This window comes from Corallococcus sp. BB11-1 (assembly GCF_026626625.1).
GTDB classification, from domain to species: domain Bacteria; phylum Myxococcota; class Myxococcia; order Myxococcales; family Myxococcaceae; genus Corallococcus; species Corallococcus soli.
Map to the genome: position 1 here is coordinate 504,105 of NZ_JAPNJY010000031.1, position 21,108 is coordinate 525,212.

Below are 21,108 nucleotides of genomic sequence, written 5' to 3' on the forward strand. Positions count from 1 at the left end.
GAGCCCTTGCCCGATGCCTTCTCCACTGCTCAGCGCCGAGCTCTTCAACGGACACCTCGCCGCGGTCGCCATCTCCGCCCTGAACGAGCTGGGCCTGCTGGACGAGCTCGACCGCGCCGGCACGCTGCACCTGCCCACCTGGGTGGAGCAGCGCCAGCTCCACGCGATGACCGTCGACAGCCTGATGGAGGTCCTGTCCCTCTACGACATCGTCACCCGTTCGGAGGACGGCCACGCCCGGCCGGGCAAGCACTTCGCGGACATCCTGCGCACGAAGGGCTACTTCACCTGGCTCACGTCCGGCTACGGGCGGCTCTTCCAGAAGCTCAGCAGCACCGTGCCGCTGGCGGGCCGGGGGGCGGGCTTCATCGACCGGGACGGCGCGGCCATCGCGCTGGGCGGGCGGGACTACGGCCGCCAGTTCGTGGACGAGCAGTTCGCCCAGGTGCTGCGCACGAAGGACTTCCGCGTGGTGGCGGACCTGGGCTGCGGCAGCGCGGAGCGGCTCATCGGCATGGTGCGGCACGGTGCCGCCGAGGGCATCGGCATCGACATGAACGCGGGCGCCATCGAACTGGCGGGGAAGGCCGTGAAGGGCGCGGACCTGGAGCAGCGAATCGGGCTGGTGCTGGGCGACCTGCGGACGCTGGAGCCGTCCCCCCGCTTCGCCCAGGTGGACCTGCTCACCAGCTTCTTCAACGGCCACGACCTGTGGCCGCGCGAAGCGTGCCTCGCGGTCCTCCAGCGGCTGCGCCAGGTCTTCCCCCACGTCACCCGCTTCCTGCTGTGCGACACGTACCGCGCGGAGCCATTCACCTCCTGCGCCGGGGTCCCCATCTTCACGCTGGGCTTCCACGTCACGCACGCGGTGATGGGCCAGTACATCCCCACCCGCGAGGAGTGGCTGTCGCTGCTGGAGGAGGCCGGCTGGCGGTGCAACGGCGTCCACGACATTGGCATCCCCTCCAGCGCCATCTTCGACCTGGCGCCCCTCCACCCGCAGGGCCGCCATGACTGAAGCGGCGGTGCCCCTCCTGGAGTTCGTGACGCGGCTGCGCCAACTGGAGGTGAAGCTGTGGCTGGAGCAGGACCAGTTGAAGTGCAGCGCGCCCAGAGGCGTGCTCACCGGGGAGCTGCGCGCGTCCATCGGCGCGCGGAAGGCGGAGCTCATCGGCCTGCTGCGCGAGGCCCGGGCCTCCACCCGCGCGGCCCCCTCCCGCATCCCGAAGGCCCCGAGGACCGGAGCGCTGCCCCTGTCCTTCGCGCAGCAACGCCTCTGGTTCTTCGACCAGCTCGAACCCGACAGCCCCGTCTACAACATCGCCAGCGCCCTGCGCCTCCGGGGCACCCTGGACGTGCGCGCGCTCCAGGCGGCGTGCACCGCGCTGGTGGAGCGGCACGAAGTCCTGCGCACCACCTTCCAGAGCGAAGCGGGGCGCCCCTTCCAGGTCATCGCGCCGCCCGGGCCGCATCCGCTGCCGGTGGTCTCGCTGGAGTCCCATCCACCGTTGGAGCGCGAGGCGGTGGCGCGCGGCCTCGCGGGTGAAGAGGCCCGGCGGCCCTTCTCCCTGTCGCGGGGGCCGCTGCTGCGCACGACGCTGCTGCGGCTGGCCCCGGACCACCACATCCTCCTGATGACGCTGCACCACATCGTCACGGACGCGGGGTCGGACCTCGTGCTCCACCGCGAGCTGGCGCAGCTCTACGCGGCGGCGCGCACGGGCACCGCCGCGGACCTGCCGGCGCTGCCCATCCAGTACGCGGACTTCGCGCTCTGGCAGCGGCAGTGGCTGCAGGGCGAGGTGCTGGAGGCGCAGCTCGACTACTGGCGCAAGCAGCTCGCGGACGCGCCCACGGTGCTGGAGCTGCCCACGGACCGTCCCCGCCCGCCCACGCAGACGTACCGGGGCGACCGGCACACCTTCGAGCTGTCCGCGGACCTCACCCGGGGACTGCGCGCCCTCTCCCAGCGGGAGGACACCACGCTGGCGATGACGCTGCTGACGGGCTTCGCGGCCCTGCTGCATCGCTACACCGGGCAGGAGGACCTGCTCATCGGCTCGCCCATCGCCGGGCGCCATCACGTCGAGACCGAGGGCCTGCTCGGCTTCTTCGTCAACACGGTGGTGCTGCGCTCGCGCACCCCGGCCCAGGGCACGTTCCAGGCGCTGCTCCAGGGCCTCCGGGAGGCGTCGCTGGGCGCGTACGCGCACCAGGACCTGCCGTACGAGACCCTGGTGGAGAAGCTCCAGCACACGCGCGACCTCAGTCGCGGTTCGCTCTTCCAGGTCATGTTCGGCATGGCGCCCGGCGGCGACGGGGACGTGGCGCTGCCCGGCCTGACGCTCGAACCCATGGACGTGAAGAGCCGGGTCGCGCACTTCGACCTCATCATCGAGTTCGAGGAGCAGCAGGACCACCTCGTCTGCCGGCTCAAGTACAACTCCGACCTCTTCGACGCGGACACCCTCGTCCGCATGGGCCACCACCTGCGGCGGCTGTTCGAGGCCGCCGTGGCCACGCCCGGCATCCGCCTCACGGACCTCCCGCTCCTGCCGCCCGAGGAGGAGCAGCGGGTGCTGCGCGACTGGAACGCGACCACGGCCGACTTCCCGGCCGACACGCCCATCCACGAGCTCATCGAGGCCCAGGCCGTCAAGGCGCCCACGGCCCCCGCCGTCATGGTGGCGCGCGCGGAGGGACACGGCGCGGCCGACCTGCCGCCCCTCACCTACGGCGAACTGGACGCCCGCTCCAACCAGCTCGCTCGCCACCTGCGCACCCTGGGCGTGGGCCCGGAGGTCCGGGTGGCGCTCTGCTTCCGGCGCTCGCCGGAGGCCATCGTGGCCATGCTCGCCGTGCTCAAGGCGGGCGGCGTCTACGTCCCGCTCGACCCCCAGTACCCGGGACAGCGGCTCGCGTTCGTCATCGAGGACACGCAGCCGCGCGTGCTCCTCACCCAGCAGGACCTGCTCGGCGCCCTTCCGACGCCGGGCGCGGAGACCCGGGTGGTGTGCCTGGACCTGGAGGCGGAGCAGCTGTCCCGCCGGGACGCGTCCCCGCTGGAGCGGAACGTCGCGCCGGACAACCTCGTCTACGTCATCTACACGTCGGGTTCGACGGGGCAGCCCAAGGGCGTGATGATCTCGCACCGGGGCCTGCAGATCTCCAACACGGCGCGGCTCCACTTCTACCGTTCCCCCGCGCGTCGCTACCTGCTGCTGTCGTCGTTCGCCTTCGACAGCTCCGTGGCGGGCATCTTCTGGACGCTGACCCAGGGCGGGATGCTGGTGCTCCCGGAGGAGGACCTCCAGCAGGACACGGTGGAGCTGGTGCGCTGCGTGGACCGGCTGTCGCTCACGCACCTGCTCTGCGTGCCGACCTTCTACCAGCAGCTCGTGGACGCGGCCCCGCCGGGGCGGATGCGCTCGCTGGAGGTGGCCATCGTCGCGGGCGAGACGATGCCCCACGAGCTCATCCAGACGCACGTCGAGCGCTTCCCCCAGGCGGGCCTCTTCACCGAGTACGGCGCGACCGAGTCCTCCGTCTACACCACCATCCACCGCTACGAGGCCGGCGGGCTCCGGGGCCGCGTGCCGGTGGGGCGGCCGGTGGAGAACAACACCCTCTACGTGCTGGACGCGCGGATGCGGCCGGTGCCCATCGGCGTGAAGGGCGAGGTCTTCCTGGGCGGCGCGGGCGTGGCGCGCGGCTACTACGGGCGCCCGGAGCTGTCAGCGCGAAGCTTCGTGCCGGATCCCTTCAGCCGCGAGCCCGGAGCCCGGCTCTACCGGACCGGAGACCTGGGGCGGTTCCGCGCGGATGGCGTGCTGGAGTTCCTGGGCCGCATCGACCAGCAGGTGAAGGTGCGGGGCTACCGCATCGAGCTGGAGGAGATTGAGGCCGCGCTCGCGCAGCACCCGTCCCTCCAGGCCAACGCCGTCGCGGTGCGCGAGGACCTCCCGGGCAACCCCCGGCTGGTCGCGTACGTCGTCCCGCGCGCGGGCGGGGCCGCCACGGGCCACGAAGGCACGTCCATCGACGATGCGCAGCTCGACCGCGTCTCGCAGTTCCGGACGATGTACGACCAGCTCTACGGTCACACGGAGGGGTTCTCCAGCGAGGATCCATCCATCAACCACCGCATCTGGATCGACACCTACGACCACCAGCCCATCCCGCTGGACGTCATCCACGAGGTGGTGGACGACACGGTCCAGCGCATCCTCGCGCTGAAGCCGAAGCGGGTGCTCGAAATCGGGGTGGGCACCGGGCTGCTGCTCCTGCGCATCGCCCCCAGCACCGAGCGCTACCTGGGCGTGGACTTCTCCGAGACGGCGCTGGACCGGCTGCGCACGCTGCTGGCCGGACGCCCCGCCATCCCCGGTGTCTCGCTGAGACAGGGCGCGGCGCACGAAGCCGATCGCTTCCGTGAGGAGCCCTTCGACGTCGTCGTCATCAACGAGGTGAGCCAGCACTTCCCTTCGCTGGACTACTGCGTGGAGGTGCTGGAGAAGCTGGTGCCGCTGCTGCGCCCGGGTGGCCACGTCTTCATCGGCGGCGTGCGTCCGCTGCCCCTGCTGGAGCTGTTCCACGCGTCGGTGCAGCTCCACCGTGCCGGCGAGGACGTCACCCGCGAGGCCTTCGAGCGCACCGCGCGCGAGCACCTGGTGGGCGACAAGGACCTGTGCATCGACCCGGCGTTCTTCCGCGCGGTGCGCGAGCACATCCCGGCCATGAGCCAGGTGTGGATGCAGCTCAAGGGAGGCCGTCACCGCAACGAGCTGACCCGCTTCAAGTACGACGTCTTCTTCCAGGTGAATGGCCCCCGGGCCGCGCCGCGCGAGGTGGAGTGGCTCGACTGGAGCACCCGGAGGCTCACGCTCGCGGAGGTGCGCGCGGAGCTGGACCGGAAGGCGCCGGAGTTCCTGGCGCTGGCGAACGTGCCCAACGCGCGCCTGTCCCGCGAGCAGCAGGCCCTGGCCCTGTTCAAGGCCCCCGGCGGCCCGGCCACGGTCGGTGAGCTGCGGCGGTCGCTGGCCTCCCTTGCGTCCCCCTCCGCCGAAGACCCCCAGGACTTCCAGGAGGCCGCGCGCGCGGCGGGCTACGACGTGATCATCGACTGGGCGGGAGAGGGGCGGGACGCGGCGTTCAACGCCGTCTTCCACCGCCGGCCGGGCCGGCACTTCGAGGTGCTTCGTCCCGCCGCGGCGCAAGACCGCGCCGCGCCCACGGGCTGGAGCGCGTACGCCAACGACCCGCTCCGGGAGCAGGCCGCGCGCGCCCTCATCCCCACGCTGCGCGACTTCCTCCAGCGGCAACTGCCGGCCTACATGGTCCCGTCGGCGTTCGTCGTGCTGGACGCGCTGCCGCTCAACCCCAACGGCAAGGTGGACCGCAAGGCCCTGCCCGCGCCGGAGCCGACCCGGCAGGGGCCGAACGATGGCTTCGTCGCCCCCCGTAACGACGTGGAGGCGCGCCTCGCCGCCATCTGGGCCCAGGTGCTCCGGCGGGAGCGCGTCAGCGTCCACGACAACTTCTTCGACCTGGGGGGCGACTCCATACTGAGCGTCCAGATCGTCGCCCGCGCCACCCAGGCCGGCCTGCGGCTCACCGCCCGGCAGATGTTCGCGCACCAGACGCTCGCGGAGCTGGCCCCGGTGGTGGGCTCCGCGCCCGTCGCCCTGGCGGAGCCGGAGTTCGTCACGGGCGAAGTGCCGCTCACCCCCGTGCAGCGCTGGTACCTGTCACAGGGCCCCCAGGCGCCCCACCACTTCAACCAGACGGTGCTCCTGCTCGCGAAGGAGCCCCTGCGCGTCGAGTGGCTGGAGCAGGCGGTGCGTCACATCGTGCGGCACCACGACGCGCTCCGCATGCGCTTCGAGTCAACCGGCTCCGGCTGGTCGCAGCGCTGCATGCCCCCCGACGACCTCACGGCGGTGGAGCACTTCGAGCTGGCGCACCTGCGCGCCGAACAACAACCCGCCGCCCTGGAGGCCATCGCCACCCGGCTCCAGGGAAGCCTGAACCTGGAGCAGGGCCCGCTGCTGCGGGTCGCGCGCTTCACGTCGGGCCAGGGTGAACCGGAGCACCTGCTCCTCATCGCCCACCACCTGGTGGTGGATGGCCTCTCCTGGCGCATCCTGCTGGAGGACCTCCAGACCGCGTACCAGCAACTGCGTGAAGGGCGCGCCGTCCACCTCCCCGCCAAGACTTCGTCCTTCCAGCGCTGGTCGCGGCGGCTCGTGGAGTACGCGCGCACGTCCGCGCCCCCCCTGGAATACTGGCGCGGCCTCCCGACGGAGGTCTCCCCCCTGCTGCCAGCGGACCTCGCCGCCACGGGCATCGACTCCAGGACGGTGGGCACCTCGCGCACCCACTCCCAGGCGCTGGGCCAGGAGGAGACGCAGGCGCTCCTGCGCGAAGTGCTCAAGGCCTTCCACTGTGAGATCAACGACGTCCTGCTGACCGCGCTCGCCTCCGCGCTCGCCTCGTGGACCGGGCGCAGCCGCTTCCTCATCGACCTGGAGGGCCACGGCCGCGAGCCGCTCTTCGACGACGTGGACCTGTCGCGGACGGTGGGCTGGTTCACGTCGCTGTTCCCGGTGGTGCTCGAACACGAAGGCGACGACCTGCTCGACACGCTCCACGCCGTGAAGGCCCGGCTGCGCGGCCTCCCGAACCGGGGCATCGACTACGGCATCCTGCGCTACCTGCGCGAAGGCGGCCCGGAGTCGGTGCCGGAGCTCCACCCGTCGCTGGTCTTCAACTACCTGGGCCAGTTCGACCAGGTCTTCTCCGGCGACGCGCTCTTCCAGCCATCCGACGCCTCGGTGGGACCGACGTCCAGCCCGCACGCGCTGCGCCCGCACCTGCTGGAGGTCAACAGCCTCGTGCATGAAGGACGGCTGCGGGTGAACTGGACCTACAGCCCGGCGCTCCACCTCACGAAGACCGTCGCACGGCTGTCCGAGCACTTCCTCCAGACGCTGCGGCGGCTCGTCGCGCTCGCCCGCACCGACGGCGCCCGGCGGCTGTCGCCATCCGACTTCCCGCTCGCGCGCGTGGACCGCGCGGGGCTGGACCGGCTGCTGGCGAACCGGGGGCCCGTGGAGGACGTCTACCCGCTGGCGCTCTCGCAGCAGGAGATGTTCGAGGAGAGCCGCGCCCGGCCGGGAACCTGGGCCTACGCCATTCAAATCTCCGGGCGCATCACCGGCACCCTCTCACCGGAGACCTTCGAGCGGGCCTGCCAGCACGTCATCGACCGCAACCCGGTGCTGCGCAGCGCGGTGGTGTTCGACGGCGTGGCCGTGCCCCACCAGGTGGTCCAGCGCGAGGCCCGTCTCACCGTCGAACGAATCGACCTGACGAGGCTGCCGCCAGCGCAGCATCCCGCCGAGCTGGCGCGGCGCAAGCAGGACACGCTGCGCGGCTTCGATCTGGAGCGGGCGCCGCTGATGCGCCTCGCCCTCGTCCAGCGCGGGCCGGAGCGCTACCACTTCGTCTGGAGCACCCACCACGGGATGCTGGATGGCTGGTGCATGTCCCTGCTGCTCCAGGACGTCTTCACCGTGTACGCCGCCCTCGCGCGCGGCGCCCCGGTGGACCTGCCCGCCCGAACGCCCTTCCGGGAGGTGCTCCGCTGGCTGGAGCGCCAGGACCTGGCGAAGGCGGAGGCGTACTGGCGCCGCGAGCTGGCCGGACTCGCGCTCCCGACCCACGCGGAGCCCACGGGCGCACGTCCCGGGTGGCGCTGGGCGGAGAAGCGGGCGCGGCTGTCGAAGGACACCACCGAGGCGCTCTCCCGCATGGCGCGCCGCCACCGGCTCACGCTGAACACCGTGGTCCAGGGCGCCTGGGCGCTGGTGCTCGGGCACGCGCGGCAGCGCCAGGAGGTCTGCTTCGGCGCGACGTCCGTGGTCCGCCCCGCGGAGGTGCCCGGCGTCGAGGGCATCATCGGGCCCCTGCTCAACACGCTCCCGGTGCGCGCGCGGTGGGAGCCGGAGGCGTCGGCCGCCGTGTGGCTCGCGGCGCTCCAGGCCCGTCAGCAGGAGCAGCGCCCGTTCGAGCACGTCCCCCTCTCCACCCTGCGCCGCTGGATGGGCGCACCGGAGGGCGTGCCCCTGTTCGACAGCATCGTCCGCTTCCAGAACTACCCCATGCAGTTCTCCGCCGACGGGCTGTCGCTCGGGTTCGGCTTCGACCGGATGCGCGTCATCGACCGGTGGCCTGCGCCGCTGGCGCTCATCGTGGTGCCGGGGGAGCAGTTGAAGGTGGAGCTGGGGCACCGGCTCGACCGTGTGGACACGGCGCAGGCGCGACACCTGCTGGAGCGCTTCCGTCGGCTGCTGACGCTTCTCGCGAACGGGCCCGAGCAGCGACTCGCGGCCCTGATGGAAGTCCTGTGATGACGAACGTCCCGGAGCCGCCCATGAAGGTCTGCCTCGTCGCGCTGCCCTGGTCCATGTACCGGCACCCGTCCGCCGCGCTGGGAACACTCTCCGCCTTCCTGCGACAGCAGGAGCCGGGCGTGGAGGTCGAGACCCGCTCGGAGTTCCTGGAAGCCGCGCTGGCCATCGGCATCCCGCTGTATGACCGCATCTCGCAGTCGTTCGCGCTCGGAGAGCTGCTCTACACGGCGCTGCTGTTCCCGGAGCGCCGCGAGCACGTCCGCGCGTACTTCGCCAAGACCATGGAGGAACGGGACGGCCCGTTCGAGGGCGCGGGAGGCGAGCTGATCGGGGCGTCGCTCCGGGGCCCCGAGCCGACCTGGGCCTCCGCCTTCGACGGGGTGCTCGGGCAACTGGACGCCCACCTGGACCGGGTGGTGGAGGCGATGGCCGGGCGCTATGCGCTGGTGGGCCTGACGACCTGCTTCGGCCAGCTCTTCGCGAACCTGGCCTTCAGCCAGCGGCTCGCGCGGCGCTCGCCGGGGACGCGCATCCTGCTGGGCGGCTCGACGGTCTCCGACAAGGTGGGCCCGTCGCTCCTGAAGGAGTTCGACTTCCTCGACTACATCATCCAGGGCGAAGGCGAGCGGCCGCTGGCGGCGCTGGTCCACCAGCTGCGGGAAGGCAACCCCGACCTGACCGGCCTCAAGGGCATCCTCTCCCGCGAAGGGGCCCGCGCGAACGGCGCCCGCGCGGAGCTGTGGGAGGTCGGCAACATGGATGACCTGCCGCTGCCGGACTACGACGAATACGCGGCGAAGGCGGAGCAGGCGAACCTCCTCTGGCTCATCACCATCGAGGGCTCGCGCGGGTGCTGGTGGGACCGGACCAAGCGCACCGGAAACCCCAAGAACACCTGCTACTTCTGCAACCTGAACGTGCAGTGGAACGGCTACCGCCAGAAGCGCTCCGAGCGGGTCGTGTCGGAGGTGGTCGCGCTCAACGAGCGGTACGCCAACAACGTCCTCTTCTTCCTGGACAACATCATCCGCGCCAAGGGCATCGAGGAGCTGGCCCAGGGCCTCATCGACACCCGCAAGGACTTCATCCTCTTCTATGAGATGCGGGCGAACGTGAAGCCCCATGAGCTGGGCCTGCTGCACGAGGCCGGCCTGCGCTTCGTGCAGTTCGGCATCGAGAGCCTGTCACCCACCTACCTGGAGCGCATCGGCAAGGGCACGTCCGTCATCGCGAACCTCCAGGTGATGAAGCTCTGCCACGAGCTGGGCATCACGAACGGCGCGAACCTGCTGACCCACTTCCCCGGCGGCACCGCCGAGGAGGTGGAGGAGACGCGGCGGAACATCCTCGAGTACGCGCTGGCCTACGAGCCGCTCAGCCCGAACCCCTTCTGGCTGGGCCGGGGCTCCACGCTGGACGCCCTGCGCAAGGAGTACGGGCTCACGAACTTCCGCAACGCGGACTTCTACCGCGTGGGCCTGCCGGAGGCCGTGTACGAGCGGCTGGAGCTGATGGACCTCTCCTTCGACAACCCCACCGAGCCCGCGGACTGGAGCAGCGTCTACCAGGCCTGCAAGCTGTGGAGCGGCGCGTACGCGGCGGCCCGGGCGACGGAGTACCGGCACCTGCTGTCGTACCTGGACGGGGGCACGTCCATGCGCATCTTCGATGCCCGCACGGGCCAGCTGCGCAACACGGTGCTGCGCGGCCTGGAGCGCGACGTCTATCTGGACTGCCTGGAGATCAAGAAGTGGGAGGAGCTGAAGGCGCGCTTCGTCGACACCGGGCGCACCAGCGCCTCCGGGCTCCAGGCGATGCTGGAAGGCTGGAACGCGATGCGCCTGCTGTACCGCGAGGGCGAGAAGTTCGAGGCCAGCCGCTTCCTGGCGCTGGCCCCGGCCTTCACCCCGCAGATGGCCTCCAAGCGGATCCGCGAAGCCCACGACACCGCGTCGCGCGAGCGGACAGCCCAGCCGCCCCCCGCCGAGCGCGCCCCGGCGGTGGCGTGACCTAGAACTCGAACTCCTCGCGCTCGTCGTCGCCCGCGCCGGATGCGGGCGGCGCTTCGGCGGCCCAGCGGAGCGCTTCGAGCTTGTTCGCGAGCTGCTCCACCGTCACCAGCTCAAAGAGGCTCCGCAGCGGCACGTCCACGCCCAGCGCCTCCCGCATCCGCGAGAGCACCCGGATGGCGAGCAGCGAGTGGCCGCCGAGTTCAAAGAAGTTCTCGTCCACGCCAATGGGGCCGCGTCCCAGGACCTCCTCCCAGATGGCCACCAGCCCCTGCTGCATCGGCGTCCCCGGCGCCTTCACGACCCGCTTCGCGAACAGGTCCGCGTCCGGCGCGGGCAGGGCCTTGCGGTCGATCTTCCCGTTGGCGTTCAGCTTCAGGAACGGAAGGATGACCAGCGCGGCCGGCACCATGTAGTGCGGCAGCCGCTCCCGCAGGAAGCCGCGCAGCTCCGCCTCGACGTCCGCGCGCGACGGCACGGCGACGCCCTCCGGTGCGTCCTGGAGCGAGACGTAGGCCACCAGCTCCTTGCCGCCGCCCAGCTCGCGCACCAGCACCACCGCCTGCTTGATGCGCGGGTGTCGCTGGAGCGTCGTCTCAATCTCCCCCGGCTCGATGCGGAAGCCGCGCAGCTTCACCTGGAAGTCCGCCCGCTCCACGAACTCCAGCGCGCCGTCCTCGCGGTAGCGGCAGACGTCCCCGGACTTGTAGAAGCGGGCGCCGGGCCGCGACGCGAAGGGGTTGGGCAGGAACACCGCGGCGGTGCGCGCGGGGTCGTGCAGGTAGCCCCGGGCCACGCCCACCCCGCCGATGTAGAGCTCCCCGGGGACCCCCTGCGGCACCGGCAGCATGCGCCGGTCCAGCACGTACATCTCCAGGTTGTCCAACGGGAAGCCGATGGGCACGCGCTCCGCGTCCTCGGCGGGCGGGTGCTCGATGACGAAGAGGTTCGTGTCGTCACAGACCTCCGTGGGGCCATAGCCGTTGAGCAGCGGCTTGTGCGGATACATCCGCAACCAGCGGCGGCAGTGCGCGGGCGGAAGCACCTCGCCCGTGGGCATGGGCCAGCGCAGCGCCTGGAGCGGAGGGCGCCGTTCCCCCAGCCGCTCCAGTTCCTCCAGCAGGTTCGCCAGCAGCGAGGGGACGACCTCCAGCACCGTCACGCCCCGGCGCTCCACCTCCGCGAGGAAGCGGGGCGCGTCGTATTGCAGCTCCGTGTCGAAGATTTCGACCCGCGCCCCCACCACCAACGGCGCCAGGAACTGCCACACCGACACGTCGAAGCTCTGCGTCGCCGTCTCCGCCATCACGTCGTCGGGACCCAGCTTCATGAAGTCGATCATCGACAGGATGTGGTTGAGCTTCCCGCGGTGGTCGAGCATCGCCCCCTTGGGCACGCCCGTGGAGCCCGAGGTGTAGATGACGTAGAAGAGGCTCGCGTCGGCGTTGCGGACGGGCGGTGGTGTCTCCAGCCCGCCCTGCGCGAAGAGCTCCCCGGACGCGACCACCGCCGGCCGTGGGCCGCCCAGCTTCGCCAGCGCCTCCTCCAGCAGCGCCTGCTGGCCCGGGGAGACGACCACCGTCGGCACCCGGCTCTGCTCCAGGATGCGCGCGAGGCGCTCGGGAGGCAGCGACGGATCCAACGGCAGGTAGCCGCCCCCGGCCTTCAACACGCCCAGCACCGCCGCGGGGAAGCGCAGGTCGCGTTCGGCCAGGATGGCCACCAGCACGTCCGCGTCCACGCCCCCGGCGATGAGCCGGTGCGCCGCGCGGTTCGCCAGCGAGTCCAGCTCCCCGTAGGTCAGGGACGCCTCCCAGTGCGTGACGGCGATGCGCTCCGGGGTCCGGGCCGCCTGCTCCTGGATGAGGGCCTGGACCGGCCGGTCCATGGGACGCGCCACGGGGCGCTGACTCCACTCCGTGAGCAACCGGCGCCGCTCCTCCTCCGGGAGGACGTCCAGCGAGCCCAGGGTCGCGTGCGGCTTCGCGGCCATCCGCGTCAGCAGGTGGAGGACGTGCGAGAGCAGGCGGGAGACGGGGGCCTCCTCGAAGCGCTGGAGGTCGTAGGTCAACAGCAGGGACAGCGCCTCGCCGGGGATGACGGCCAGGTCCAGGGCGAAGTGCGTGTAGTCGATGACGTCGATGTCCCCGATGCGCGGGCCGCCCCCCGCTGCGTCCCCGGCGAGCGTGCGCGGGAAGTTCTCGAAGACGAGCAGCGTGTCGAAGAGGGGCTGTCCGCGCGGCAGCTCGCTCCAGCCCTGCACCTCCGTGAGCGAGCTGTGCTCATGGGCCTGCGCTTCGGCCTGCGTGGCCTGGAGCTGCTTCAGCCAGGGCACGAGCACGGCGTCCGGCTCCACGGCGACGCGGACGGGCAGCGTGTTGATGAACATGCCCACCATGGACTCCGCGCCCGGGAGCGTGGCCGGGCGGCCGGAGCCCGTGGCGCCGAAGACGACGTCCTGCTCCCGGGTGTAGCGCGACAGCAGCAGGGCCCAGGCCCCCTGGAAGATGGTGTTGAGCGTGAGGGCATGCTCCCGCGCCAGGGAGCGCAGGGCGTCGGAGTGCTCCCGCGAGAAGGTGAGCGTGCGCTGCGCGTGGCGCGGCGTGTCCCCCGCCCGCGCCGAGCGCGCGAAGGGCACCGGCGTCGGGGAGGTGAAGCCGCGCAGCCGCTCCCGCCAGTAGCGCTCGGCCGCGTCCCGGGGCTGCGCCTTCACCCAGGCGATGTAGTCGCGGTACGGGCGCACCGGAGGCAGCAGCGGCGCCCGTCCCTCCGACAGCGCGCGGTACGTCGCCAGGTACTCCCTCAACAGCAGACCGAGCGACCAGCCATCCGTGAGCAGGTGGTGACAGGTCCAGACGAAGACGTGCCGCGCGTCCCCCGTCCGGGCCAGCGTCAGCCGCATCAGCGGAGGCTGCTCCAGATTGAAGCCCCGCTCCCGGTCCGCCTTGAGGTGCGCCGCCAGCTCCTGCCGCCAGGCGTCATCGCTGAAGGAGCGCCAGTCGAACGCTTCGACGGGGGGCGTCACGGCGCGGTGGACGACCTGGAGCGGCTCCTCCACCTCTTCCCAGGCGAAGGAGGCCCGCAGGGCCCCATGTCGTTCGAGCAGGTGCGCCCAGGTGGCCTGGAAGGCGGCGGGGTCGAGCGGTCCCTCCAGCGTGCAGACGATCTGCAACACGTATTGCCCACCGCCCGGCGCGTAGAGGCCGTGGAAGAGCAGTCCCTGTTGCAGGGGAGACAGCGGGTAGATGTCGTCGATCTCGGCGTGGGTCATCGTCGGGAGGGGGACGCTAGCGGCTCATTCCGCCTCCTTCAAACCAGGCACACGGGCACGCGCATGCCCGGGCCTGGGGTGATGGGCGCGGGAGGCATGAAGTAACCTGGAGGCCACGAAAGGCCCCTTCATGTCCCAGAAGAACGCGCCGTGGATCCTTGGCCTGTCCTATTCCCACAACGGGAGTGCCTGCCTCCTGCGGGGCGATGAGATTGTCGTGGCGGTGCAGGAGGAGCGCCTGCTGCGGCAGAAGCGCGCGGCGCTCTCCGCGGCGTGGGGGTCGCTGGCCGTCACCTACTGTCTGGACGCGGCGGGCATCAAGGCGGAGGACCTCTCCGCGGCCGTCGTCTGTCCCACGACGGAGTCCCAGTCGGTGGAGGCGGACTTCGCGCTCAACGGGCGGCTGCGGCTGGTGCGCAACCAGGTCCCCATCTTCACCCTCCCGCATCACCTCGGACACGCGCTGGGCGCCTTCGCCACCTCCGGCTTCGAGGACGCGGCGGTGCTGGTGGTGGACGGCAGCGGCAGCTCCTGGGACGAGCTGCCCCCCGACGAGCGCGCGGTGGTCCAGGGCACGGACGAGGCGCGCATCCGCGCGGCGATGGCGCGGGGCCTGCGCGTGCGGGAGTGGGCGTCGCTGTACGTGGCGTCCGGCACCTCCGCGCGCCCCGTGGAGAAGCACGTCCTGGAGCTCATCGGCCCGGAGGCGCTCCAGGAGCAGCGCCGCACGGGCATGCGGGAGTTCCGGGGGCTGGGGCACCTGTACCAGGCGATGGGCTGGCAGCTCTTCGGCTCCGAGGACGACGGCCCCGGCAAGGTGATGGGGCTGGCGCCCCATGGCCGCCCCACCACGCCGCCGGGGGACTTCTTCGAAGTCGACGGGAACGCCCTGCGCTTCAAGGACACCGTCCCCGCCCGCTACCGCCACCACGACCGCTGGCCCGCGCGGGAGCAGGAGTACGCGGACCTGGCCGCCTCCGCGCAGAACGCCGTCGAGGAGGCCCTGCTGCACCTCGCGAAGCGCGCACGGGCGCTGAGCGGCAACGCGCGCCTCTGCTACGCCGGGGGCGTGGCGCTCAACAGCGTCGCCAATGAACGGCTGCACCGGGAGTCGGGCTTCGAGGAGCTGTTCGTCATGCCCGCGGCGGAGGACAGCGGCGCCTCCGTGGGCGCCGCCTACTACGGGCTGTGGAAGCTGACCGGGAAGAACGCGCGCCGGCGCCTGAACCACGACGCGGTGGGCCGGGTGTACGCGTCCGCGGAGGTGCAGGCGGCGACCCGCGCGCAGGCGGGCATCCGCGCGGTGCCGTGCGACGACACGCTGGAGAAGGCGGTGGACCTGCTCATCGACGGCAAGATCCTGGGCTGGTTCGAGGGGCGCTCGGAGCTGGGCCCCCGCGCGCTCGGGCAGCGCAGCATCCTGTGCGACCCGCGCCGCGCGGAGATGAAGGACGTGCTCAACCACAAGGTGAAGTTCCGCGAGGGCTTCCGTCCCTTCGCGCCCATCCTCCCGCTGGAGAACGCGGCCGAGTGGTTCGAGCTGGACGGCGTGTCGAAGGAGAGCCCCTTCATGCTGCGCATCGCGCACTTCCGTCCGGAGAAGCGCGCGCTGGTGCCCGCGGTGGTGCACGTGGACGGCACCGGCCGCCTCCAGACGCTCACCGCCGAGAACAACGGCCGCCTCTACCAGTTGGTGAAGCGCTTCGAGCAGCGGACCGGCTGCCCCGTCCTGCTCAACACGTCCTTCAACGTCGCGGGTGAGCCCATCGTGGAGACGCCGGAGGACGCGCTCGGGTGTCTGCTGTTCACCGGCCTGGACGCGGTCGTCTTCGAGGACCGCATCGTCGGCAAGGAGTCCGGCTTCCGCTCCATCCTGGACCTGGAGATCCGCCTCACCGCCGACACCTTCTCCATGGAGTTCCCCATCACGCAGGGCGTCCTGCCCACGGAGCTGGCGGAGGTGGGCGGCGACATCCCCATCCCCGTGCCCTTCGGGACCCACCTGGACGGCGCGGCGATGATCGACGCGCATCCCCTCTCCCGGATGTTCCCCCACGTCCGCTTCCGCACCACCACGCCCTGGGGCCCGACGCTCCAGCTCTTCAAGCCGGAGGTGGCCCACGTCCTGAAGCGGGTGGGCCCGGGGACGACGGGCCGCCAGTTGCTGGCGGCGCTCGAACCGGAGGGCTTCGACGAGCGCCGCCTCACGCGCCTGCTGGGGACCCTGCGGCGCGTGCGGGTCATCTCCCTGGGGCGGCTCGACGCCTGAGGCTCAGGCCGGCGCGCCCCAGGACAGCACGCGCGTGGACTGCAGCTCCTCCAGCAGCGGGCGCAGCGCGGCATCCCGGCCCAGGTCCACCGGCACCGGGGTGCCCGCGTTCAGCCGGGTGAGCAGCTCCACCTGCTGGGGCGTCGCGGGCAGCGTGATGGCGTGCCCGTTGCTCCACACGCGCAGCGCCTCGCCGTCCTGGCGGAAGGCGATGGGGAAGCGCGCGTCGATGTGGACCGTGCCCACGTCGGCCGGAAGCGCCTTCGGCGCTCGCGCGGGCACGTCGGTGAAGCCGCTGGAGGAGGCGTGCTTCACGAACCGCTCGGCCAGCACCCCGCGCATCTGCTCGGACGCGCACAGCCCGCCCAGGTGCGCCAGCGTCGCGACGATGTCCGCCGGGGCCGGCGAGTCACCGCCCACGGCGGGGTCGAACCTGCCGAAGTTGTCGATGCGGCCCAGCTCCATCTGCCGCATCAGCCCCATGAGCATCACGCCCAGCGCGTCCGCCTTCGGCCGATTGTACACGCAGGTGTTCAGCATCATGGGCGCGTCGTGCTTGTCCGCCACCGCCATGTGCCACCAGGTGTAGGGCCAGTACAGGAGCTCCCCCTCCTTCGCGTGGAGGACGACGGCCTCGTCCTGGTACTGCTTGTAGACCTCCGGGTCGCACAGGTCGCGCCCCCAGGTCTGTCCCCGCTGCGTCGCGGTCGGGACGCCGCGCTTCTCGAAGAAGTCCGGCGGCCACACCAACATCGTCTTCTCGCCGTGGAGGATCCAGCTCAGGTTGCTCGCGTCGTCGCGGTGCGGCCCCCGGGGCGTCGCGCGGTACTTGCCGGAGAACAGCTCCAGCTCCACGTCGATGGGCACCCCCAGCCGGGCGATGAACCCGCTGATGAACTCCCGGGTGCGCACCCACAGCTCTGGCGCGTGGACCTGCATCCCGTAGATGACGAACGTCACCTCCTGCTCGGCCGTGATGCGGGACAGGTAGGGCTCGAACGTCTCCTCGGGCTTCGGCGCGAAGGTGAAGGACTCCGCGGGCGTGCACCTGCGGCCGTTGACGTAGACGCTGCGCACGTCCGTCTCCCGCCGGGCCCAGGAGGCGCGGATGCCTTCGAACACCTCGTCGGGCGTGGCGATGAGTCCGGGCAGCACGTCCCGGAACACCCCGGGCTTCTGGCCCCAGTGCTCCTTCAGGAAGTGCTCCCAGAAGCCCTCCGCGGGCGTGTAGCGCGGGGCGGCCGGAGCGGTGGCGGGGCGGTTCGGAGGCTCGACAGGAAGGGTCACGGGGCCGGCACCTGTGTCGGAGGGAACGGGGCTGAAACCTACCGTACCGCCGCGCGCGACTTCAAACCGCGCCCGGTGACGCGGGGCGTGCCTCGGATGCCTGGTCGAGGTGCTGGAGTCGGGGCACGAACAGCGACACCCCGCCCACCAGCGCGATGCCCACGCCAATCAGCAGCACCAGCACGCTGATGCCCCGTCCGGGCCCCACCCCGATGACACCTCCCACGGTGGAGGCCCACGCCCCCCCGGGCATCAGCAGCGGCTCGAAGACCCAATCCACCAGGGGCCCCATGGCCGCATAGGTCAGCAGCCCCGCGAAGATGAAGACGGTCTGCCGCGCCGCGAACACCCGCCCCTGCCGGTCCGGTGGGATGAGCTGCTGCCACACGCTCTGGCCATAGGCGACGGAGAGGGTGCGCAGGGCCAGCAGCGTGAACGCGGCGGCCCCGATGAGCCACGGGCTCTTCGTCCAGCCGGTGAGCACCAGGACGAGCCCCGACAGGATGCACATCACCTGGACGGGCCGGACCCGCCGTGACGGGCCCTCCACCGCGACCATGCCCACGCTCGCGACCAGCGCGCCCACGCCCGCCGCCGCCACCACGCGGCCCAGCACGGACGCGCTGGCCAGCGAGAGGACCATGGGGCCAATCAAGCCCACCAGCAGGTTCATCGCGGCGTTGCACGCCAGCTCCAGCGCCAGGAAGGAGCGCAGCCCCGGCAGCCCCCCCAGGAAGCTCCAGGTGTGGCCCAGGTCACGGAAGCTCGCGAGCCTTCGCGGCGCCGCCACGGCGGGGGGGATGGGGACCTTCGTCCGGGGCACCATCGCCAGCGCGGCGACCGCCGTCAGGCTCAGGCCGAAGTTCATCCAGACCAGCGCCGTCAGCCCCAGGGGCGCGAGCAGGAAGCCGCAGGTGAGCGGCCCCAGGATTTCGCTGAGCGCGATGGCGACCTGCATCGCCCCGTTGCGCCGCGTCAGCTCCCGGGACGGGGCCCCGTGCGCCAGCAGCGCCATCAACGGCGGGGACTGGATGAACTCGAAGGCGGAGTGCCCGGCGACGGCCAGGTACATGGCCCAGAGCGCCACCTCCGACTCCAGGAACACGAACGCCAGCATCAGGCTGAACGCCGACCACGAAACCCGCTCCAGCCCCATCAGCCGCCGCGGCCCCACCCGGTCCGTCAGGTGGCCCGCGATGGGCGACAGGATGAGCCCGGGCGCGATGGCGAAGAGCTGCGTGAGCACCACCGGCGTCACCTGGCCGGTCCGCTCATAGAGCGCGACGCCGATGGCGAACGTGAGCACCGCGCCGCCAAACCAGCTCGTCAGCATGGACAGCCAGAGCCCCACCACGGCGCGGGACAGGAGCCCGCCCGACGTGGGCACCTCGGGGCCACCCTGGGGGGAGGCGGTCATGGCTTCGAGCGACCCGGAAGGTCGCGGGCCACCATCTCCTCGAAGGACTCGGGCCTGCGAATCAACCGGGCCTCGCCCTGCGCATCGACCATGACGACGGCGGAGCGGGGGAAGGCCCAGGCGCTCTCATACGACAGGAAGTAGGCCCCCGCCCCCGCGATCGCCAGCACGTCGCCCACCTTCAGTTCGGGCAGCTCCACGCCTTCCGCGAACACGTCGGCTGGCGTGCAGAGGGGGCCCGCCAGGGTGTAGCGGCGGCGGCGGGCCCGGGGCTCCCCGAGCAGCGAGATGGGATGACGCTCGCCCAGCAGCGGACGGGCCCCCGTCGAAGGGCCGCAGGTCGTGATGGCGTAGGTGCTGCCCTCGAACGCCTTCACGTCCAGGACCTCGATGAGCAGCGTCTGCGCCTCGCCCAGCAACGCGCGCCCCGGCTCGACGACGAGGGTGGGCAGGGGCAGGGAGTGGGCGCTGAACTCCTTGCGCAGGGCCTCACCGATGATTCCCGCCACGGCGTCGATGGGCTGGACCGGCGGCGTCCGCAGGAAGTGGGGCGTCTCACCCGGGATGAGGAAGCTGTAGGCCGCCTCCCAGCGCGTCATGCGCTCCACGGAGGGCACGCCGAAGCCGCCGCCCAGGTCCAGCGTGGACAGCGTGACGCCAGCTTCGCGCCGCAGCTGGGACGCGAGCGCCGCCAGGTCCCGGATGGCCTGCACGTAGGAGCGCGCATCGGCGAGGTTGCTCCCCACCTGCACCTGGAGCGCCTCGAAGCGCAGCAGCGGGTGCTGGCGGATCCGCGATGCCGCGACCAGCACCTGCGCCGGCTCCAGGCCGAACTGATTCTTCCAGCCCCGCGTCGGGCGGACCCTGCACCCCAGCCGCAGCTCGCGGCCATGCCGGGCGGCGGCCTCCCCCACCCGGTCGACTTCACCGAGCGAGTCCACGTTGAACAACCGGACGCCCGTGGCCGCGCAGCGGTCGATGAACTCCGGCCGCTTGCCGGGACCGTTGACCACGGTCCGTGCCGTCGGGATGCCCAGCTCCCCGGCGAGCCACAGCTCGAACGCGGAGACCACCTCCGCGCCAATGCCCTCCGCGTACAGGAGCCCCAGCACCTGGGGGACGGGGTTGGTCTTGAAGGAGACGTAGACCTCCGTCGGCGCGTAGCCGCGCTCGAAGGCCTGCTTCAGGGTGCGGGCATTCTGGAGGAGCGCCTCGCGGTCGATGACGTGCAGCGGCGTCCCGAACTCCCGCGCGAGCGCGAGCCCATCAATGGTCGTCATGGACGAGCGTCTCCTCGCGCGCGCACCAGGGGGCCGCGCAGGTGCAACCACGTCAATCGCGGCGTGTAGCCCAGCCGCGCGTACAGCCGCCGCATGGCGGCATTCTCCGACTCCACCTCCGCGTGGAGCTCCCGGAACCCGGCGGCCTGTGCGCCCCGGAGCTGCGCGGCCTTGAGCGCCTGTCCCACGCCGCGCCGGCGCCAGTCCCGCCGCACGCCGGTGATGAGGTGCTCGGCGACGCCCGGCCCGGACTCGGACAGGAGCGCGTAGCCGACCACCTCCTCGCCCGCGAACGCGACGAAGGACAGGTCGCGCCGCGCGCCGGGACCGAACATCCGCCGCCGCCAGGCGTCCAGCGGGAGCGCCGCGACAGGCTCCGCGCTCGGGATGTCCGGGTCGATGGCCGTGGCGACCGGGTGCACGACGGCGTCCAGCGCCGGAGTCAGGGGCACCAGCCGCACGCCTTGCGGAACGGAGGCCTCCACCCGCGCCTGTTCGAGCACGAGCGCCACCTCCTCCACGCGGAGCGCCTCATCGAAGCCGCGCTTGAAAAGGAAGGCCTGGGAGTCGGCGTCATCGCGTCGCACGAGGGTGTAGAGCCCGGTCCGGCCAATCCGCGCCGCGTGCTCCGACACGGCGGCGAACAGCGCCGAGCCGACGCCGTGGCGGCGGTGCGGCCTCAGCACGCGGACGCTCACGAAGGCGACCTGGGCGTCGCGGTTGTCGTGGTAGCGCCGGGCGGTGGCCGTCCCCACGGGGATTCCGTCCCGCACCGCGAGCAGGTCGATGCGGTCGTCCTGACGCGAGTCGGAGAAGTGCTCCTCCAGCGAGATGGGCGTGTCGGGGTGGATCTGGTTGCGGACGGCCACGTACCGGCCGCGCTCGGCGGTCGTCTGGACCGGGAGGATGTCGAACATGCGGGCTCCGCGCCGACGGGGGTTCTCGGGCTCAGGCTCGGACACGCGAGCCAGGCGACTATAAGGGGCCGCTCGTTCACGCGACCAGTCCGTCCGCACGTCCGGCCACTGGGGAGGCGGGGGAGGCGCCTGGAGCCGGGAGCACGTCGCGGGTGATATGAACACGGTCGCGTTCCGCGTGTTTCACCGGGGATGGGACCGGTGCGACGCATCCACGAGCAGCGGGGATGGTGTCGGCAATGGG

The 21,108-nt window shown here is 71.8% G+C and carries 9 protein-coding genes; 4 read left to right on the plus strand and 5 right to left on the minus strand.

The genetic code is table 11. The features are described 5' to 3' along the window. Positions 1–13: 13 nt before the first annotated feature. From OV207_RS28060 to OV207_RS28070, 3 genes are read left to right on the plus strand one after another with little or no spacing between them, the layout of a single operon-like run. Complete coding sequence (locus tag OV207_RS28060; RefSeq protein ID WP_267558127.1) at positions 14–1,018, plus strand: class I SAM-dependent methyltransferase; 1,005 nt, start codon at positions 14–16, stop codon at positions 1,016–1,018. Continuing rightward, the gene (locus tag OV207_RS28065; RefSeq protein ID WP_267558128.1) at positions 1,011–8,411 is read left to right on the plus strand and encodes a non-ribosomal peptide synthetase; all 7,401 of its coding nucleotides are present in this window, start codon (positions 1,011–1,013) and stop codon (positions 8,409–8,411) included. The genes OV207_RS28060 and OV207_RS28065 overlap by 8 nt, the downstream gene beginning before the upstream one ends. Beyond that, on the plus strand, positions 8,411–10,423 hold the full coding sequence (locus tag OV207_RS28070; protein WP_227027757.1) for a RiPP maturation radical SAM C-methyltransferase: 2,013 nt from the start codon (positions 8,411–8,413) through the stop codon (positions 10,421–10,423). Before OV207_RS28065 ends, OV207_RS28070 begins: the two co-directional genes overlap by 1 nt. Before the next feature lies 1 nt (position 10,424). Here OV207_RS28070 and OV207_RS28075 read toward each other — a convergent pair whose 3' ends face one another. Next, entirely contained in the window at positions 10,425–13,694 is a 3,270-nt protein-coding gene (locus OV207_RS28075; RefSeq protein ID WP_267558129.1) for an amino acid adenylation domain-containing protein, read from the minus strand. Positions 13,695–13,824: 130 nt separating this feature from the next. Between OV207_RS28075 and OV207_RS28080 the strand changes: the two genes are divergently transcribed. Then, positions 13,825–15,963: a carbamoyltransferase gene (locus tag OV207_RS28080; protein ID WP_267558130.1), complete on the plus strand. Its 2,139-nt coding sequence runs from the start codon at positions 13,825–13,827 to the stop codon at positions 15,961–15,963. Between the two features lie 3 nt (positions 15,964–15,966). Here the strand turns inward: OV207_RS28080 and OV207_RS28085 are convergent, their stop codons facing one another. The 4 genes from OV207_RS28085 to OV207_RS28100 all read right to left on the minus strand — a co-directional run bounded on the left by OV207_RS28085 (position 15,967) and on the right by OV207_RS28100 (position 20,864). After that, positions 15,967–17,250, minus strand: a complete 1,284-nt coding sequence (locus OV207_RS28085) for a cupin-like domain-containing protein (protein ID WP_267558131.1) — start codon at positions 17,248–17,250, stop codon at positions 15,967–15,969. A 61-nt stretch (positions 17,251–17,311) separates the two neighbouring features. Next, on the minus strand, positions 17,312–18,667 hold the full coding sequence (locus tag OV207_RS28090; RefSeq protein ID WP_267558132.1) for an MFS transporter: 1,356 nt from the start codon (positions 18,665–18,667) through the stop codon (positions 17,312–17,314). Further along, a complete protein-coding gene (locus OV207_RS28095) occupies positions 18,664–19,947 on the minus strand; it encodes a diaminopimelate decarboxylase family protein (protein WP_267558133.1) in 1,284 nt (427 codons plus the stop codon). The genes OV207_RS28090 and OV207_RS28095 overlap by 4 nt, the downstream gene beginning before the upstream one ends. Then, complete coding sequence (locus OV207_RS28100; RefSeq protein ID WP_267558134.1) at positions 19,944–20,864, minus strand: GNAT family N-acetyltransferase; 921 nt, start codon at positions 20,862–20,864, stop codon at positions 19,944–19,946. Before OV207_RS28100 ends, OV207_RS28095 begins: the two co-directional genes overlap by 4 nt. Positions 20,865–21,108 lie beyond the last annotated feature (244 nt).

What these genes read in the sequence shown, in the direction of transcription:
- OV207_RS28095 (WP_267558133.1), bottom strand. Translation starts at nt 19,947, where the DNA reads ATGACGACCATTGATGGGCTCGCGCTCGCGCGGGAGTTCGGGACGCCG.
- OV207_RS28090 (WP_267558132.1), bottom strand. Translation starts at nt 18,667, where the DNA reads ATGACCGCCTCCCCCCAGGGTGGCCCCGAGGTGCCCACGTCGGGCGGG.
- OV207_RS28100 (WP_267558134.1), bottom strand. Translation starts at nt 20,864, where the DNA reads ATGTTCGACATCCTCCCGGTCCAGACGACCGCCGAGCGCGGCCGGTAC.
- OV207_RS28080 (WP_267558130.1), top strand. Translation starts at nt 13,825, where the DNA reads ATGTCCCAGAAGAACGCGCCGTGGATCCTTGGCCTGTCCTATTCCCAC.
- OV207_RS28065 (WP_267558128.1), top strand. Translation starts at nt 1,011, where the DNA reads ATGACTGAAGCGGCGGTGCCCCTCCTGGAGTTCGTGACGCGGCTGCGC.
- OV207_RS28075 (WP_267558129.1), bottom strand. Translation starts at nt 13,694, where the DNA reads ATGACCCACGCCGAGATCGACGACATCTACCCGCTGTCTCCCCTGCAA.
- OV207_RS28060 (WP_267558127.1), top strand. Translation starts at nt 14, where the DNA reads ATGCCTTCTCCACTGCTCAGCGCCGAGCTCTTCAACGGACACCTCGCC.
- OV207_RS28070 (WP_227027757.1), top strand. Translation starts at nt 8,411, where the DNA reads ATGACGAACGTCCCGGAGCCGCCCATGAAGGTCTGCCTCGTCGCGCTG.